Origin of the sequence: Robbsia betulipollinis (assembly GCF_026624755.1) — a bacterium.
Classification (GTDB): Bacteria; Pseudomonadota; Gammaproteobacteria; order Burkholderiales; family Burkholderiaceae; genus Robbsia; species Robbsia betulipollinis.
Map to the genome: position 1 here is coordinate 2075009 of NZ_JAPMXC010000001.1, position 15845 is coordinate 2090853.

General features: G+C 68.9%; 15 protein-coding genes. 3 read left to right on the top strand and 12 right to left on the bottom strand.

All coding sequences use genetic code 11. The features are described 5' to 3' along the window. Positions 1-76 precede the first annotated feature (76 nt). From gloA to miaB, 12 genes are all read right to left on the bottom strand, one after another. Positions 77-469 carry a lactoylglutathione lyase gene (gloA, locus tag OVY01_RS09020; RefSeq protein ID WP_267847117.1) on the bottom strand — a complete coding sequence of 131 codons (393 nt, stop codon included), beginning with the start codon at positions 467-469 and terminating at the stop codon, positions 77-79. A 106-nt stretch (positions 470-575) separates the two neighbouring features. Continuing rightward, positions 576-1400: a M48 family metallopeptidase gene (locus OVY01_RS09025; protein ID WP_267847118.1), complete on the bottom strand. Its 825-nt coding sequence runs from the start codon at positions 1398-1400 to the stop codon at positions 576-578. Between the two features lie 13 nt (positions 1401-1413). Further along, complete coding sequence (locus OVY01_RS09030) at positions 1414-2169, bottom strand: lysophospholipid acyltransferase family protein (protein WP_267847725.1); 756 nt, start codon at positions 2167-2169, stop codon at positions 1414-1416. Between the two features lie 18 nt (positions 2170-2187). Beyond that, positions 2188-2769, bottom strand: coding sequence for a D-glycero-beta-D-manno-heptose 1,7-bisphosphate 7-phosphatase (gmhB, locus tag OVY01_RS09035; RefSeq protein ID WP_267847119.1), 582 nt, complete (start codon positions 2767-2769; stop codon positions 2188-2190). Between the two features lie 2 nt (positions 2770-2771). Then, a complete protein-coding gene (gene glyS, locus OVY01_RS09040; protein WP_267847120.1) occupies positions 2772-4994 on the bottom strand; it encodes a glycine--tRNA ligase subunit beta in 2223 nt (740 codons plus the stop codon). An 11-nt stretch (positions 4995-5005) separates the two neighbouring features. Further along, a complete protein-coding gene (gene glyQ / locus OVY01_RS09045) occupies positions 5006-5953 on the bottom strand; it encodes a glycine--tRNA ligase subunit alpha (protein WP_267847121.1) in 948 nt (315 codons plus the stop codon). Between the two features lie 179 nt (positions 5954-6132). Further along, positions 6133-7827: an apolipoprotein N-acyltransferase gene (lnt, locus tag OVY01_RS09050; protein WP_267847122.1), complete on the bottom strand. Its 1695-nt coding sequence runs from the start codon at positions 7825-7827 to the stop codon at positions 6133-6135. 52 nt (positions 7828-7879) lie between these two features. Then, complete coding sequence (locus tag OVY01_RS09055; RefSeq protein WP_267847123.1) at positions 7880-8764, bottom strand: CorC family transporter; 885 nt, start codon at positions 8762-8764, stop codon at positions 7880-7882. A 128-nt stretch (positions 8765-8892) separates the two neighbouring features. After that, the gene (locus OVY01_RS09060) at positions 8893-9705 is read right to left on the bottom strand and encodes a gamma-glutamylcyclotransferase (RefSeq protein WP_267847124.1); all 813 of its coding nucleotides are present in this window, start codon (positions 9703-9705) and stop codon (positions 8893-8895) included. Further along, positions 9702-10259 carry an rRNA maturation RNase YbeY gene (gene ybeY, locus OVY01_RS09065; RefSeq protein ID WP_267847726.1) on the bottom strand — a complete coding sequence of 186 codons (558 nt, stop codon included), beginning with the start codon at positions 10257-10259 and terminating at the stop codon, positions 9702-9704. Before ybeY ends, OVY01_RS09060 begins: the two co-directional genes overlap by 4 nt. Before the next feature lie 14 nt (positions 10260-10273). Then, positions 10274-11401 carry a PhoH family protein gene (locus OVY01_RS09070; protein WP_267847125.1) on the bottom strand — a complete coding sequence of 376 codons (1128 nt, stop codon included), beginning with the start codon at positions 11399-11401 and terminating at the stop codon, positions 10274-10276. Between the two features lie 85 nt (positions 11402-11486). Next, positions 11487-12884, bottom strand: coding sequence for a tRNA (N6-isopentenyl adenosine(37)-C2)-methylthiotransferase MiaB (gene miaB / locus OVY01_RS09075; RefSeq protein WP_267847126.1), 1398 nt, complete (start codon positions 12882-12884; stop codon positions 11487-11489). A gap of 336 nt (positions 12885-13220) precedes the next feature. Here miaB and OVY01_RS09080 point away from each other — a divergent pair, with 336 nt between their 5' ends. Genes OVY01_RS09080 through OVY01_RS09090 form a run of 3 tightly spaced genes read left to right on the top strand, consistent with a single transcriptional unit; the run spans position 13221 to position 15726 of the window. Further along, on the top strand, positions 13221-14420 hold the full coding sequence (locus OVY01_RS09080) for an acyl-CoA dehydrogenase family protein (protein WP_267847127.1): 1200 nt from the start codon (positions 13221-13223) through the stop codon (positions 14418-14420). Continuing rightward, a complete protein-coding gene (locus OVY01_RS09085) occupies positions 14408-15034 on the top strand; it encodes an SAM-dependent methyltransferase (RefSeq protein ID WP_267847128.1) in 627 nt (208 codons plus the stop codon). Before OVY01_RS09080 ends, OVY01_RS09085 begins: the two co-directional genes overlap by 13 nt. Continuing rightward, positions 15031-15726 (top strand): glycosyltransferase family 2 protein, encoded by a 696-nt coding sequence (locus OVY01_RS09090; protein WP_267847129.1) that lies wholly within the window; start codon positions 15031-15033, stop codon positions 15724-15726. The genes OVY01_RS09085 and OVY01_RS09090 overlap by 4 nt, the downstream gene beginning before the upstream one ends. The last annotated feature ends 119 nt before the right edge of the window (positions 15727-15845 follow it).

The window sequence follows — 15845 nt, forward strand, 5'->3', positions numbered from 1 at the left end:
CGAATGAATCGAACGTCGACACGCGCCATGCGCGACGCGCGCCTGACGGTTTTCCTTTGTCGCGGGCGCCGCGGTCTTATTGCGTGCCGCGCTGGATCAGTTCGATCTTGTAGCCGTCCGGGTCCTCGACGAAAGCGATGACGGTGGTGCCGTGTTTCATCGGGCCGGCCTCGCGGCTGACCTTGCCGCCCTTGCTGCGCACGTCGTCGCAGGCCGCGTACGCGTCGTCGACCTGCAGCGCGATGTGACCATAGCCGCTGCCCAGTTCGTAGGCGGGCGTATCCCAGTTGTATGTCAGTTCGATCGCGGCGGCTTCCGATTCGGGCGCGTAACCGACGAAGGCGAGCGTGAAACGTCCATCCGGGTAATCGTGCTGGCGCAGCAGTTTCATGCCGAGCACCTGGGTGTAGAAATCGATCGAGCGTTGCAGATCGCCGACGCGCAGCATGGTGTGCAGAATTCTTCGCATGGTGGGAATTTTATAGGGGAGTTGTGCACGGCGTGATGCCATGCCATTCAGGAATTTTACCGCTCCGCGCCGAATCTGGCTGGGGCAGGGTGCCGAAGAGAAAGGACTACAACCGCGGCAGCGCGCCGGCCGCGGGCTGCTTGAGCATGGCGCGCAGTTGCCGGTAGTCCGGCAGGACGCCCTCGACCACGGCCCAGAAGCGTGGGCTGTGGTTCATTTCGCGCAGGTGCGCGAGTTCGTGGATCACCACGTAATCGAGTACCGCGAGCGGAAAATGCACGAGCCGCCAGTTCAGACGGATATTGCCGGCGCTGGAGCAACTGCCCCAGCGCGTGGTTGCCGAGGACAACGCGAAGGCCTTGAAACGCACGCCGACGACCGGGGCGTACAAGGCGAGACGCTCGGCGAACCGGCGCCGCGCCTCGCCCTGGAACCAGGCCTGCAGCAGCGCGCCGATTCGGACGTCGTCGACCGGCACGGCCGGCGCGGGCGACGGGATCGGTGCGACCGGCAGCGCGACGCACAGCGTACGCGACGCCGCATCATAGTCGACCCGCGCGCGCGCGCCTGCCGCCGCCGACAGCCGCAGCGTCACCGCCTCGCCGTACAGGGCGATCTGCGCGCCGTCCCGCCATGCGACCGGCACTTCCTCGGGCGGCAGCGCGCGGTCCACCCAGTCATCGAGCTTGGCGAAGATCCAGCGCTGCTTGCCCGCGATCGCGTTTTCGATCGCCTGCAGCGATAGCCGCTGCGGCGCGGTGACCGCCAGGCCGCGGCGGCTGATGACGAAGCCGATGGTGCGCCGCGCCGAGCGCCGGAGCGTATAGGTGAGCAGGCGCGAGCCGAGACGCAGCGTGCGCAGACGCGACTCCGCAGGCGCGAGGGGCGCGGGGGAGGCAACGCGGGCGGGCGGGCGGAAAAACGCGTTCAAGACGGTGCCGGGTTCAGGGTCGCGCGGCCGGCGCGGTGGCTTCCGTCGCGTAGGCGTGGGGATCGAGCCGGCGCATTTCCGCCTCGATCCATGCCGCCACGCGGGAATTGACGGTGTCGGCGTCGAGCCCGGCCGTGGGAATCAGCGGCCCGATCGAGAGGGTCACCAGGCCCGCGCGCTTGATCAGCGCGTTGCGCGGCCAGACGCGTCCGGCGTCATGCGCGACCGGGATCACCGGCGCGCCGGTGGCAATCGCAAAGCGCGCGCCGCCCGATTTATAGACGCCCGTGACGCCGGTCGGCGTGCGGGTGCCTTCGGGAAACATGATGACCCACGAACCGTCCGCCAGCCGTTCGCGCCCCTGCCGGATCACCGACACGAAGGCGCGCGGGCCCTTGTTGCGGTCGATATGGATCATCTTCAGCATGGCCATCGTCCAGCCGAAGAACGGCACGTACAGCAATTCGCGCTTGAAGACGAAGCACAAGGGCCGCGGCATCAGCGCGGGGAAGGCCAGCGTTTCCCAGGCGGACTGGTGCTTGGAGAGGATCACGGCCGGCCCGTCGGGCAGGTTCTCGGCACCGATCACCCGATAGCGGATGCCGCACAGCACCCGCGCGGCCCGGATGATGGTGCGACACCAGACGGCGATCATCCAGTAACGCCGGTGCGCGTTCATGAAGGGAAAGGCGATGAAACACGCGATCGCATAGGGCGGCGTGAAGACGATCATGAACAGCAGCAGGACGAGCGAGCCAAGCAGGCGCAGGAGCGTGAGCATGGGCGGTCACTCCCCGTGCCGGGCGAGGAAATCGAAAGCGAATTCCCGCAGATTGTCGTGGATGCGCGTGCCGTCGGGCAGGTCGCCGGCGGCGAGGGTCTTGTCGCCCTTGCCGGTACGCACCAGATGCGGCTGAAATCCGGCGGCCGCGGCCGCCTGCACGTCCCGCAGCGCGTCGCCGACCATCGGCACCAGCGCCGCATCGGCGACGTCGAAGCGCTCGATGATCTGCGTGAGCATGCCCGGGAGCGGCTTGCGGCAGTCGCAACGGTCGTGGTTCGTGTGCGGGCAGAAAAACACGGCGTCGATGCGCGCGCCAGCGGCGGCGGCTGCCCGGTGCATCTTCGAGTGGATCTCGTTGAGCATCGCGGTGTCGAACAGGCCGCGGCCGATGCCGGACTGATTGGTGGCGACGACGACGCGAAACCCCGCGCGGTTGAGGCGGGCGATGGCTTCCAGGCTGCCCGGGATGGGCTGCCATTCGTCGGGCGACTTGATGAAGGCCGCCGAGTCGTGATTGATCACGCCATCGCGATCGAGCACGACGAGCTTGCGGGCACTGCCGGAGTTTCCGTGGGAAGCGGGCATGGTCAGCTGGCCAGTTTGGAGATGTCGGCGACGGCGTTCATCGGGCGGTGGAGCTGCGCGAGCAGCGCCAGACGGTTTGCCCGCAGCGCCGCGTCCTCGGCATTGACCATCACGTCGTTGAAGAAGGCGTCGACGCTGCCCCGCAATCCGGCGAGCGCCGACAGCGCCTCGGCGTATCGGCCCGCATCGCGGTGCGCCTGCGCGAGCGGTGCGACCCGTTGCAGGTCGGCGAACAGTGCCTGCTCCGCGGGTTCCACCAGCCGCGCCGCGTCGACGCTCGCGGGAATCGCCGCCGCATCGGCTTTTTTCAGGATGTTGCCGATCCGCTTGTTGGCCGCGGCCAGCGCGTCGGCCTCGGGCAGCGCCGCGAACGCGCGCACCGCGTCGAGCCGGCCGATGATGTCGTCGAAGCGCGTCGGCTGTTCGGCCAGCACCGCCTCGACCTCGTTCGCCGAATAGCCGCGTTCGCGCAGCTGCGCGCGCAGGCGGTCGAGGAAGAAGACGCGCAGCGCGTCGACCGGATCGCTCACCGCCGGCAGCGTCGCGAACTGCGCATAGCTGACCTGCAGCAATTGCAGCAGGTCGAGCGGCAACGCTTTTTCGATCAGGATGCGCAGCACGCCGAGCGCATGGCGGCGCAGCGCGAACGGATCCTTCTCGCCGGTGGGAGCAAGGCCGATGCCCCAGATGCCGACCAGCGTTTCGAGCTTGTCGGCCAGCGCGACCACGGTGCCGGTCAGCGTTGCGGGCAGCGCGTCGCCGGAGAAGCGGGGCCGGTAATGTTCCGAGCAGGCCAGCGCGACCTCGTCGGCTTCGCCGTCGTGACGCGCGTAATAGGTGCCCATCGTGCCCTGCAACTCGGGGAACTCGCCGACCATGTCGGTCGTCAGGTCGGCCTTTGCCAGCAGCGCGCCGCGTGCCGCCCGCGCCACATCCGCGCCGACGCGCGGTGCGATGGCCTCGGCGATCGCGACCACGCGTTGCGTGCGTTGCAGCTGGGACCCCAGCTTGTTGTGGTACACCACCGCGCCCAGTTGCGACACCCGCTCGGCGAGCGGTTTCTTCTTGTCCTGGCGGAAGAAGAAGCGCGCATCGGCGAGACGCGGACGGATCACCCGTTCGTTGCCTTCGATGATGTCGGCGGGCGTGGCGGTGTCGATGTTCGACACGACCAGGAAGCGCGGTCGCAACCGGCCGTCCGCGTCGGTCAGGGCGAAATACTTCTGGTTGGTCTGCATCGTCAGGATCAGGCATTCCTGCGGCACTTCGAGAAACGCCGCGTCGAAGCTGCACGCATAGACCTTCGGCCATTCGACCAGCGCGCTGACCTCGTCGACCAGGGCGGCGGGCATCACGACACGGTCCGCGCCGGCGGCGGCCAGCAACTGGCGCTCGATCGACGCGCGGCGCTCGTCCTGGCTCGCGATCACCCGCCCGCGCTGTTCGAGCAGCGCGGCATAGTGATCCGCCGTGTCGATCGCGATTTCGCCGGACGACATGAAACGATGACCCAGCGTGGCGCGTCCGGCAGGCAGGCCGAACGCGGACACGGGAACGAGGTCGGCGCCATGCAGCGCCAGCAGACGGTGCACCGGCCGCGCGAAATCGACGGTCTGCACGCCAGCGGGGGCGGTGCTGCCGACGGCGGTGTTTGCACCGGCATCCGTCGCGACACCCGCGCCGCTACCCGGGCCGACCCGCTGCGAGGCGTGCGGGTAACGCTGGTAGCGCATCATTTTCGGCACCGGCAGCCTGGCCAGCGTGTCGGTCAGCGCGGCCTGCAGTACGTCGGCCAGATGCCGGCCCGGCGCGGTATGGCTGAGGAAGAAAGCCTCGGTCTTGCCGTCCGGCGCGCGTTCCAGTTCGTCCACGCCGATATCGGGAAAGCCGAGCGCGGCCAGTTTTTTCGCGAGCGGCGCGGTGGGCTGGCCATTCGCGTCGAGCGCGACGCTCACCGGCAAAACCTTCTGGCGAACCTGGCGCGCGGGGGAGACCGACCGCACGTTGTGGATCGCGACGGCGAGGCGGCGCGGCGTTGCGTAGATCGTGCAGGTTGCCGGGGCGGGATCGGCGGTGGCCGGGGCCTCGATCAGGTCGGCGGCGGCGAGACGGCTCGCCAGGCCGCCGGCGAACGCCTCGGCGAGGCGGGCGAGCGCCTTCGGCGGCAATTCCTCGGTCAGCAGTTCGACGAGGAGGGTGCGACAAAGCGGGACAGTTTGGCTCATGGTATTCAAGGTCAGGCAGCCAGCGAAGGCGGGGTCGCCGTCGCCGCCAGCGACGCCAGGGTCTCGGCGGTCGCCATCGGGAAACCGAGCTTCTCGCGCGAATCGTAGTACGCCTGGGCGACCAGGCGCGACAGCGCGCGGATCCGGCCGATATAGGCGGCGCGCTCGGTCACCGAGATCGCCCCGCGGGCGTCGAGCAGGTTGAAGGTGTGAGCGGCCTTGAGGATCATCTCGTAGGCGGGCAGCGCCAGTTGCACCTCGATCAGCCGCTTGGCCTCGGCTTCGTAATGCGAGAAGAAACCGAACAGCATTTCCGCGTTCGAGTGCTCGAAGTTGTACGTCGATTGTTCGACTTCGTTCTGATGGAAGACGTCGCCATAGGTCAGCGAACGGCGTTCGCCGTTTTCCTCCCACTCCGTCCAGACCAGGTCGTAGATGTTCTCGACCTTTTGGAGGTACATCGCGAGCCGTTCGATGCCATAGGTGATCTCGCCGAGCACCGGCCGGCAGTCGATGCCGCCCACTTGCTGGAAATAGGTGAACTGCGTCACTTCCATGCCGTTGAGCCAGACTTCCCAGCCCAGGCCCCAGGCGCCGAGCGTCGGGTTTTCCCAATCGTCCTCGACGAGGCGCACGTCGTTCTGCTGCAGGTCCAGGCCGAGCGCCGCGAGCGAGCCGAAGTACAGGTCGAGGATGTTTTCCGGCGCGGGCTTCAGGACCACCTGATACTGGTAGTAGTGTTGCAGGCGGTTCGGGTTCTCGCCATAGCGGCCGTCCTTCGGGCGGCGCGAGGGCTGCACGTAGGCGGCGCGCCAGTGCTCCGGCCCGATCGCGCGCAGGAAGGTCGCGGTGTGCGAGGTGCCGGCGCCGACTTCCATGTCATACGGCTGCAAAAGCGCGCAGCCCTGTTTATCCCAATACGACTGCAGGGTCAGGATGATTTGCTGGAAGGTAAGCATTGGGTGGCGTCCAGGTGTCCAGATAATCGTGCGGAGCCGCGGGCGAGGACCGTCGGCGCGGCCCGGCGCGGGGCCGAAACGCGCAATTTTAGCCGTTACCGCCGCGGTTGGCGATTGCTGCGCGGGTTTTACCCGTTTGCGCGGCGGTGAAAGTGCGGGATGCCGTCGCGCACCGGTCCTCAGCGCGGAGGGCGGCGCGCGGAACGGCGTCCGATCCGCGCCGCGCCGAGCAGCAGCAAGGCGAGCAGCAGCACCGGCAGGTCGCCGAAGCGGACATAGGGGGTCAGCCCGACGGTGCCCTGCACGGTGGCGTCGAGCGCGCCGGTGGTGAAGCTCGGCAGGCGGTCCGTGACGCGGCCATACGCATCGATGGCCGCGGTCGCGCCGGTATTGGTCGCGCGCACGACCGGGCGCTGCGTTTCGAGCGCGCGCATGCGCGCCATCTGCAGATGCTGGTCGAGTGCGACGGTGTTGCCGAACCAGCCGAGGTTGGTGGAATTCACCAGGATGCTGGCGGGGTCGGCGGCCCGGCGCAGGCGCCGGGCGATCTCGTCGCCGAAGATGTCCTCGTAGCAGATATCGATGGCAACGCGCTCGCCCTTGATCGCGAACGACGGCTGCACCAGCGGCCCGCGGGCGAAATCGCCCAGCGGGATGTGCATCAGGTCGACGAACCAGCGAAATCCCCAGGGAACGAATTCGCCGAACGGCACCAGGTGATGCTTGTCGTAGCGGTACAGCTCGCCGCGGCCGGGGCTCAGGCCGAAGATCGAATTGGTATAGCCGACCGGCGGGGCGGCGGCACCGGCCGGGGTCCCGGCCGCGCGGGGCGGGGCGATGACGCCTGCCGCGCCGAGCAGGATCGCGCTGCCGGTGCGGTCGGCGAACGCGCGGACCGTCTGTGCGAATTCGGCCGGGGTATTGCCGATCAGGATCGGCAGCGCGGTTTCCGGCGTGACGATCAGATCCGCCGGTTTTTCGGTGATCAGGCGCTGGTACAGGGCAATCGACCGGTCGAGTTCGGACTGCTCGAACTTCATGTCCTGCGCGACGTTGCCCTGCAGCAGGCGCACGGTGAGCGGCGCCTGGCGCGGCGTCGCGAAACGCACGGTGGCGCCCAGCAGGCCGAGCCCCAGCAGGGCCAGCAGACACGCGCCGGGAACGAGTGCCATGCGCACCGGTTGCCCGCGGCGGTGCCGCAGCGCGAACAGGCACTGCGCGAGCAGGGCCCCGGCGCTGGCGGTCGCGAAGCCGACGCCCATCACGCCGACGAAGGGGGCGAGGCCGGCCAACGGGCCGTCGACCTGCGCATAGCCGCTCGACAGCCAGGGAAAACCGGTGAAAACCGTTTCGCGCAGCCATTCGCCCAGCGCCCAGGTGGCGCCGAACACGGCGGCCGACAGCAGCGCTCCCGCCGGCCCGGCGGACCCAGCGGTCGCCGGCGGCGCGTCGCGTGATGCGCCGCCGGCATCAACGCGCGCGAAGGCGAACGGCACACGGCGCGGGGTTTCGGTCGCCCGCCAGGCGCCGCACGCCAGGGCCGGGTAGCAGGCCAGATAGAGCGAGAACAACACCACCGCGCCACCCGCGAGCGGGGGCGGCATGCCGCCGTAGTCGTGCATGCTGATATAGAGCCAGTACGCGCCGGTGACGAAATTGCCGAAGCCGAAGGCCAGGCCGAGCGCGGCGGCGCCCGGACGCGTGCGTGCCTGCGCGATCAACCAGAACAGCGCGGCGAACACGGGGAATTGCAGCCAGCCGCCATGCTGCGTCGGCGCGAACGCGAGCGTATGCGCGCCGCCAAGGAGGGCGCCCAGCGCGAGCGTCGCGGCGCAACGCCGGCGGGAAGGGGCGTGATGGCTAACGGACGGCATCGGGGCAAGGGGGGCGGAGTGTGATCCGGCGCATCGGCTTCTTCACCCGGCGTCAGCCTTCCTGGGGCGCGGTGCCGGCATCGCCCGGATGCTCGCGCACGACCCGGTTCACCAGAAGTACGTGCAGCTGCCGCGCGTCGCCGCGCAGGATTTCGAATTCGAAGCCGTCGATTTCGACATGTTCGCCGCGGTGCGGCACGCGCCCGAAACGGTGGGTCACCAGGCCGCCGATCGTATCGACTTCGTCGTCGCTGTAATGGGTGCCGAAGACCTCGTTGAACTGCGCGACCTCGGTCAGCGCCCGCACCCGGTAGCGGCCGTCGGGTGCCGCGATGATATTGCCGGCCTCTTCGTCGAAGTCGTATTCATCCTCGATGTCGCCGACGATCTGCTCGAGCACGTCTTCGATCGTGATCAGCCCGGCGACGCCGCCATATTCATCGACGACGATCGCGATATGGTTGCGATTGACGCGAAAGTCGTGCAGCAGCACGTTCAGTCGCTTCGATTCCGGGATGAAGACCGCCGGGCGCAGCATGCCGCGCACGTCGAATTCCTCCTCGGCATAAAAGCGCAGCAGGTCTTTCGCGAGCAGCACGCCGATGACATTGTCCCGGCCGCCCTCGAACACCGGATAGCGCGAGTGCGCCTTGTCGAGCACGAAGGGGATGAATTCCTCGGGCGACTCGGCGATGTTGATCGCGTCCATCTGGGCGCGGGGCACCATGATGTCGCGCGCGCTCATCTCGGCGACCTGGAACACGCCCTCGATCATCGACAGCGAATCCGCGTCGATGAGGTTGCGTTCGTGCGCGTCCTGCAGGATCTCGAGCAGCTCCGCCCGGGATTCGGGTTCGGGGGAAATCAGGTCGGTCAGCCGCTCGAGCAGCGAGCGGGGTCGGTCGGCGGATCTTCGACTGGGATATGAGTCGTTCATGGTGGCGCGTCGGATCGTCAGGTGCGTCGCGGATTTCCGGCGGCGACCAAACGGCATCGCAATCGGGCGGGCGGGAAAAACGCTGGCGTCAGGACGCAAAGGTTCCTATCGGGATAGTGAAGCATACACTATCGTGGTTCGGGAGCCGCCGCAGCGGGGTTGCGGCAGCGCCGCAGCAGCGCGTCGAGGGCCCGATCGGGGATGCCGCCGGCGTTCAGCGCCGCGACGGTTTTCTCGACATATTCGAGGGTGCTGCCGTAGTGGCCGTGCGCATGCTGGAACACCCAGCGGATGATGTCGTCGGGCAAACGCCCGGCATAGGCGCTGGATTCCCGGCGGATGACGAAGCATAGCGCGCGCACCGCCCGGCCATCGGCCAGCACGCAGCGCAGCCAGGCCGGCCGGTACTCGCCCATCGACATCTCGCGGCGCCACAGCGTCACGAGATGCGGCTGCGCGCCCACCGGCGACAGGCGAAAGGCCACGCCCGGGCAGGAGCCGCCGCGGTCTACGGCAAGCACGAGTCCGGGCCGCTCGGGCGTGCCGCGGTTGTGACGCGACCACATATACAAGCCGCGATGGTAGCCGTTGACGCGCGCCGGGCAGGATTCCTCGACCGGCAGGCCGGGGTTCCAGATCAGCGAGCCATAGCCGAACAGCCAGATATCCTCGCCGGGGGCATGCTCGCGAAAGCACGCCGTCAGCGAGGCGGCCAGCCGCTCTTCGCTGAGAAAGGCGCTGTCGCCAACGGGCGGCGGGTAGCCGGCGTTCTGGAACACGGCGGGCGGGGGCGCGGTGGCCTCGGGCGACGCCTCGTCCGCGATCGGCGCAGGCGGCGCAGGCGGCGTATCGGCATGGGGGACGGCCGGCAGGGCGAGGGCATCCGCGCCGCCTTCCGGCGCCTCGCGTTCCGGTATGTCGTTGTCGTCGATCTCGCTCATGGCACGTTCGCGCCGGGAAACGCGCCCGGCGCCGCAGGTTCGTCGGCGATGCGGCCCGTTTGCGCGTCGGCGTAGGGGTCGGCATGGCCGAGCGCGAGCAGCAACTCGGTCTCGATCGACTCCATCTCGACGGCCTCGGCGTCGTCCTCGTGGTCATAGCCCTGGGCATGCAGAACGCCATGCACGACGAGATGCGCATAGTGCGCGTCGAGCGTCTTGCCCTGTTCGGCGGCTTCGCGCTCGACGACGGGGCAGCAGAGGACGAGGTCGCCGCTGACCGGATCGTCCGCCGATTCGGCGTACGCGAACGTCAGCACGTTCGTCGCGTAGTCGCGTCCCCGAAACGAGCGGTTCAGCGTGCGGCCTTCCTCGGCGTCGACGAAGCGCAGCGTGAGCGTCGCGTCCGCGAAGAGCGCGGCGCCGGCCCAGCGCTTGAGGCGCGCGCGCGTGAGCAGCTTGCGATGCGTCGGGTAAGCCGGTGCGACGAACTGGATGTTCAGGTCCAGACGCGGCGGCACCGCCGCCGCGGATGCAGCCGGCGCCGCGGCCGGCATGGAAGGCTCGCCGCTCACGTGCCGCGTCCCATGCGCAGCATGTGCGCATCGTAGGCGTCGACGATGCGGCCGACCAGCGGATGCCGGACGACGTCGGCGCTGGTGAAGCGCGTCATCGCGATGCCGCGCACGTCGCCCAGCACCTCCTGCGCCTCCACCAGACCGCTCTTGTGGCCACGGGGCAGGTCGACCTGCGTGGTGTCGCCGGTCACCACCGCCTTCGAGCCGAAACCGATACGCGTGAGGAACATCTTCATCTGTTCCGGCGTGGTGTTCTGCGCCTCGTCGAGAATGATGAACGCGTGGTTCAGGGTGCGCCCGCGCATGTAGGCGAGCGGCGCGATCTCGATCATCTGGCGCTCGAACATCTTCGCGGTGCGGTCGAAACCCAGCAGGTCGTAGAGCGCGTCATACAGCGGACGCAGGTAGGGATCCACCTTCTGCGTCAGGTCGCCGGGCAGGAAGCCGAGCCGCTCGCCTGCCTCCACCGCCGGGCGCGTGAGCACGATGCGCTTGATCTGGTCGCGCTCGAGCGCGTCGACCGCACAGGCCACGGCCAGATAGGTCTTGCCGGTGCCCGCGGGCCCGAGGCCGAACGTGACATCGTGCGCGAGGATGTTCTTCAGGTATTCGTGCTGGGTGGGCGTGCGGCCGCGCAGGTCGGTGCGCCGCGTGTGCAGCACGATCGGTTCCGGACCGACCGGCGGCGGCACGGCCCCCAGCGCCGGGCCCGCCGCCGGCGCATCCGGGTCGCCCGGACCCGCGTCGGTCACGGGGGTGGCATGGGACGGGCCGACGGTGCCGCGTTCGTAGGCGGCGCGCGCGCCGGCGGACGTGCCGGGCGTACTGCTGCGTCCGGCACTGCGGGTGGTGGTGCCGCCCGTCTGGCGCGCCTCGACGAGGCCGAGCTGCACATCGTCGAGCGACAGCGGATTGCGGGCACGGTTGTAGAAATCTTCCAGCGCCGCCACGGCGAGTTTCGCGTTGCGGCCGCGCACCGCGATGCGGTGCCCGCGACGCGCCAGCGTCACGTCGAAGGCCTGCTCGACCTGCCGCAGGTTCTCGTCGAGCGGGCCGCACAGGTTGGCAAGCCGCGTATTGTCGTCGCGCGGCGCGGTGAATTCTTCTTGAGCGATTTTCAAGGCCAGGGAGCCTTCCTTCTCCGGGACATCAAGGGGGTGAACCGGTCGACCGGGCGCAGGGAGCGCCGCAACGTCAGACCGGTAGTCAGGTGTGCAAGACGGGCTGTTGCGGTGCGGCGTCCGTATCGGCCGTCACGATCTGGCCGCGCAGCGAATGCGGGTAGGCCTGGTCGATCAGGACATCGATCATCTGCCCGGGCAGGCGCGCGAGCGCGGCCGGCGATGCCGGAAAATTGACGACCCGGTTGTTCTCGGTGCGCCCGTGCAGTTCGTTCGGGTCCTTGCGCGACGGCCCCTCGACCAGCACCCGCTGCACGCTGCCGACCATCGATGCGCTGATGCGGCGCACGTTCGCCTCGATCGTTGCCTGCAGATGCGTCAGGCGGGCAAGCTTCACCGCGTGCGGCGTATCGTCGTGCAGGCTGGCTGCCGGCGTGCCGGGGCGCGGGCTGTAGATGAAGGAATAGCTGGTGTCGTAGCCGATGTCCTCGACCAGCGCCATCATCTTGTCGAAATCGCCCGCCGTCTCGCCCGGAAAACCGACGATAAAGTCGGTCGAAACCGAAAGGTTCGGCCGTATCGCCCGCAGCTTGCGGATGATCGATTTGTATTCCAGCACCGAATAGCCGCGTTTCATGGCCATCAGCACCCGGTCCGAGCCGTGCTGCACCGGCAGGTGCAGGTGATCCACCAGTTTCGGTACGTTCGCGTAGGCGTCGATCAACTGTTGCGTGAATTCCTTTGGATGCGACGTGGTGTAGCGAATGCGTTCGATGCCCGGGATCTCCGCGACGAACTCGATCAGCGACGCGAAATCCATCTGGTCGAGGCCGCCCTTGGAGACCGGCGCGCGATAGGCATTCACGTTCTGGCCGAGCAGCGTCACCTCGCGCACGCCCTGGTCGGCCAGTTCGGCGATCTCGGTCAGGACGTCGTCGAGCGGGCGCGACACTTCCTCGCCGCGCGTATACGGCACCACGCAGTAGCTGCAGTATTTGCTGCAGCCTTCCATGATCGATACGAAGGCGCTCGGTCCCTCGACCCGCGCGGGCGGCAGGTGATCGAACTTCTCGATCTCGGGAAAGGAAATATCCACCTGGGAACGCCCGCTGCGGCGCCGCGCGTCGATCATGCCGGGCAACCGGTGCAGCGTCTGCGGCCCGAAAACGACATCGACATACGGTGCGCGCGCGACGATCGCCGCGCCTTCCTGACTGGCGACACAGCCGCCGACGCCGATGATCAGATCCGGCTTCGCTTCCTTCAGCGCGCGCGCGCGCCCGAGTTCCGAAAAGACCTTCTCCTGCGCTTTTTCGCGCACCGAGCAGGTATTGAAAAGGATCACGTCGGCATCGTCCACGCTATGCGTCTGGACCAGACCGTGCGCGGCGCCGAGCACGTCGACCATCTTGTCGGAGTCGTACTCGTTCATCTGACAGCCATAGGTCTTGATGAATACTTTTTTCGTGTCGTTCGTCGTCATGAGCGCCGTTCGCAGTGGTTGACCTGGGGGCGGGGGGAAGGCCGTGCGCGGCCGTCAGCGGCGCACACGCAGCACAGCCGGCGATTATAGCGTGTTGCGCGGGCGAAAGCCCGGACGGCGTGCGGCCTGGCGCGCGAAGAAAAAAGCCGTCCGGGCCCATGGCCGTGAAATAAACGGTAACCGTGCACGATTATTGCTTATGGTTCGCTGCGCTACCGACCCACCGGGTATCGGGGGGACGATTCTGTGCAGGCGAACCCCGCGCTGCGTGACCGGTAACTCGGCGCGCGCGACGGACCGCCGCACTTCCTGCCGGGGTATCAACCACTTCGACCCATGCACGCCCTACACGATTCGGCACTTTCAGAAAAACCGTCGCCGCCCGACCACGACGGCGCGCTGCGGCGTGCGCTCGACGTGCTGGCGGCGGGAGAAGCGGGCCTGGCACCGCCGTACGACGCGGGTCAGGTCGGCGCGGCGCTGGCGTTGCTCGTCGAGCGTGGCGTCGACCGTCCGCCGCTGCCCGGCGCGGCGCCCGGCGCGACGCTGGCACGCTGGCGCATGCTGGCCGACGTCGCCGCGCACGACGTGGGTCTCGTCAAGCTTTATGAAGGGCACACCGACGCGGTAGCGATTCTCGCGGAGCTGGGCGCGCCGCCCGCGCCGCGCGGCACGCGCTGGGCAGTCTGGGCGGCCGAGCCGCCGCAGGCCCGCCTGGTTGCCCGGCGGGGCGCCGACGCCGCGGGTATGCCTGCTCCCGGTGTCGCAGAAGTCCGCCGCGCGGGTGCCGCCCGCACCGCCGGCAGCGTTGGCGCCCCCGACAACGCCCTCGACCTGCGCCTGGATGGCCGCAAGGCGTGGTGCTCGGGCGCGGCGAGCGTGACGCATGCGCTGGTCACGGCCTGGCTTGACGACCAGACCGCCTGCCTGGCGCAGGTGGCACTCGATCAGCCCGGCGTGCGTGTGACGGGAGAGGGCTGGCATGCCCGGGGCATGGCGGCTACCGCGAGCGTCGACGTGGTATTCGAGAACGCCGCGGCGACGCTCGTCGGTGCGCCCGGGGAATATCTGGCGCGCCCCGGGTTCTGGCATGGCGGCGCGGGGATCGGTGCCTGCTGGTACGGCGCGGCAGCGGCGATCGGCCGTTATGCGATGGCGCGCCTCGCAGTCCGTGCGGCCGGTGGCGCGCTCGACGATCTGTCGGCGCTCTACGCCGCCGAGCTGGACCTGGCGCTGGCGGCGGCGGTGACGCTGCTGCGCGAGAGCGCGGCAGCGATCGATGCCGTCCCCCAGGCGCCCGCCCAGGCGCTGGCCATGCGGGTCCGGCTGGAAATCGAAGCGTTGGCGGAAAGGGTGCTGCGCGCGGCCGGCCGCGCGCTGGGTGCCGGGCCCCTGTGCCGCGATGCGCGCTTCGCGGCACTGATGACGGATCTGCCCGTGTTTCTGCGGCAGAGCCATGCGGAACGTGACCTGGCGGCCTACGGCCGTGCGGGTATCGAGCAGCGAACCACGGGGGAGCAGGCATGGAGACTGTAGGCAAGGAGACGCCGCCGGCGGGTTTCGACCAGGCGTATTTCGAGAACATGTTCGCTGCGAGCGACGACCCCTGGCAGTTCCGCCAGCGGTGGTACGAGCGCCGCAAGCGCGCGCTGACGCTGGCGATGCTGCCCAAGGCGCGCTACGCGAGCGGTTTCGAGCCCGGTTGCGCGAACGGCGAACTGGCCGCGGAACTGGCCACGCGCTGCGAGCGTCTGCTCGCGAGCGACGGCAGCCCTCGGGCGGCCGCCCTGGCGGAGGAACGGCTCGTCGACGCCACCCATGTCCGGGTCGAACGGCTGATTCTGCCCGAGAACTGGCCGGACGAACGCTTCGATCTGGTGGTCATCAGCGAACTCGGCTACTACCTGGATTCCGCGCAGCGCGACGTGCTGGGCGCGCGGATCGAGGCGTCGCTGCTGCCGGGAGGAACTTTCCTGGCATGTCACTGGCGCTACCCGATCGAAGGCTGGGAGGCCAGCGGCGACGACGTGCATGCCGCTTTCGATGCGCGCGCCGGTTTGCACCGGCTGGCCCATTACGAGGATGCGGATATGCTGCTCGACGTCTGGTCGAACGATCCGCGCTCGGTTGCGCACTGCGAGGGCTTATGATCGGCATCGTTATCCCGGCGCATAACGAACAACACGGCCTGCGCGACTGTCTCGCCTCGATCCAGCTCGCCGCGGGCCATCCGGACCTGCAGGGCGAGGACGTGGCGATCCTGGTGGTGCTGGATGCCTGCACCGACGCTTCCGCGATGATCGCGGCGTCGCTGGGCGTGGCGACGCTGACGATCGGCGCGCGCAATGTCGGCCGCGCGCGCGCGGCGGGCGCCGACCATCAGCTCGCCGCCGGCGCGCGCTGGCTCGCGTTTACCGATGCCGATACCGTCGTGTCGCCGGACTGGCTCGTCGCCCAGCTTGGTCTGCGGGCCGAGGCGGTCTGTGGGACGGTGTCGGTGGGCGACTGGTCGCCGCATGGCGCGCAGCTGGAACGGGTGCGCCGGCATTTCGCCGAGCATTACCTGGATGCCGACGGGCACCGTCACATCCACGGCGCGAACATGGGCGTCAGCGCCCATGCCTACCGGCGCGCCGGCGGTTTCCCGCCGCTCGCGCTCAGCGAGGACGTGGCGCTGGTGGAGGCGCTGCTGGCTGTCGGCGTCGACATTGCGTGGAGCGCGCTGCCGCGGGTCACCACCAGCGCGCGGCTGGACGCTCGCGCGGCGGGCGGCTTCGGCGACACCCTGCGCGGCTATGCCGCAGGGGCGCAGAGCGGGGTCGTGCAATTGCTCCCTGGCTGAGTCCCGGCTGCCGCCGGCACCGCCCGCGGCCGCGCCGCCGCGCGCCGTGCCCCGATCGTGTATTCATCGCAAGTCTGCACGCGCCGGCCGATCCTGCGACAATACCCGCCGTCGATCGC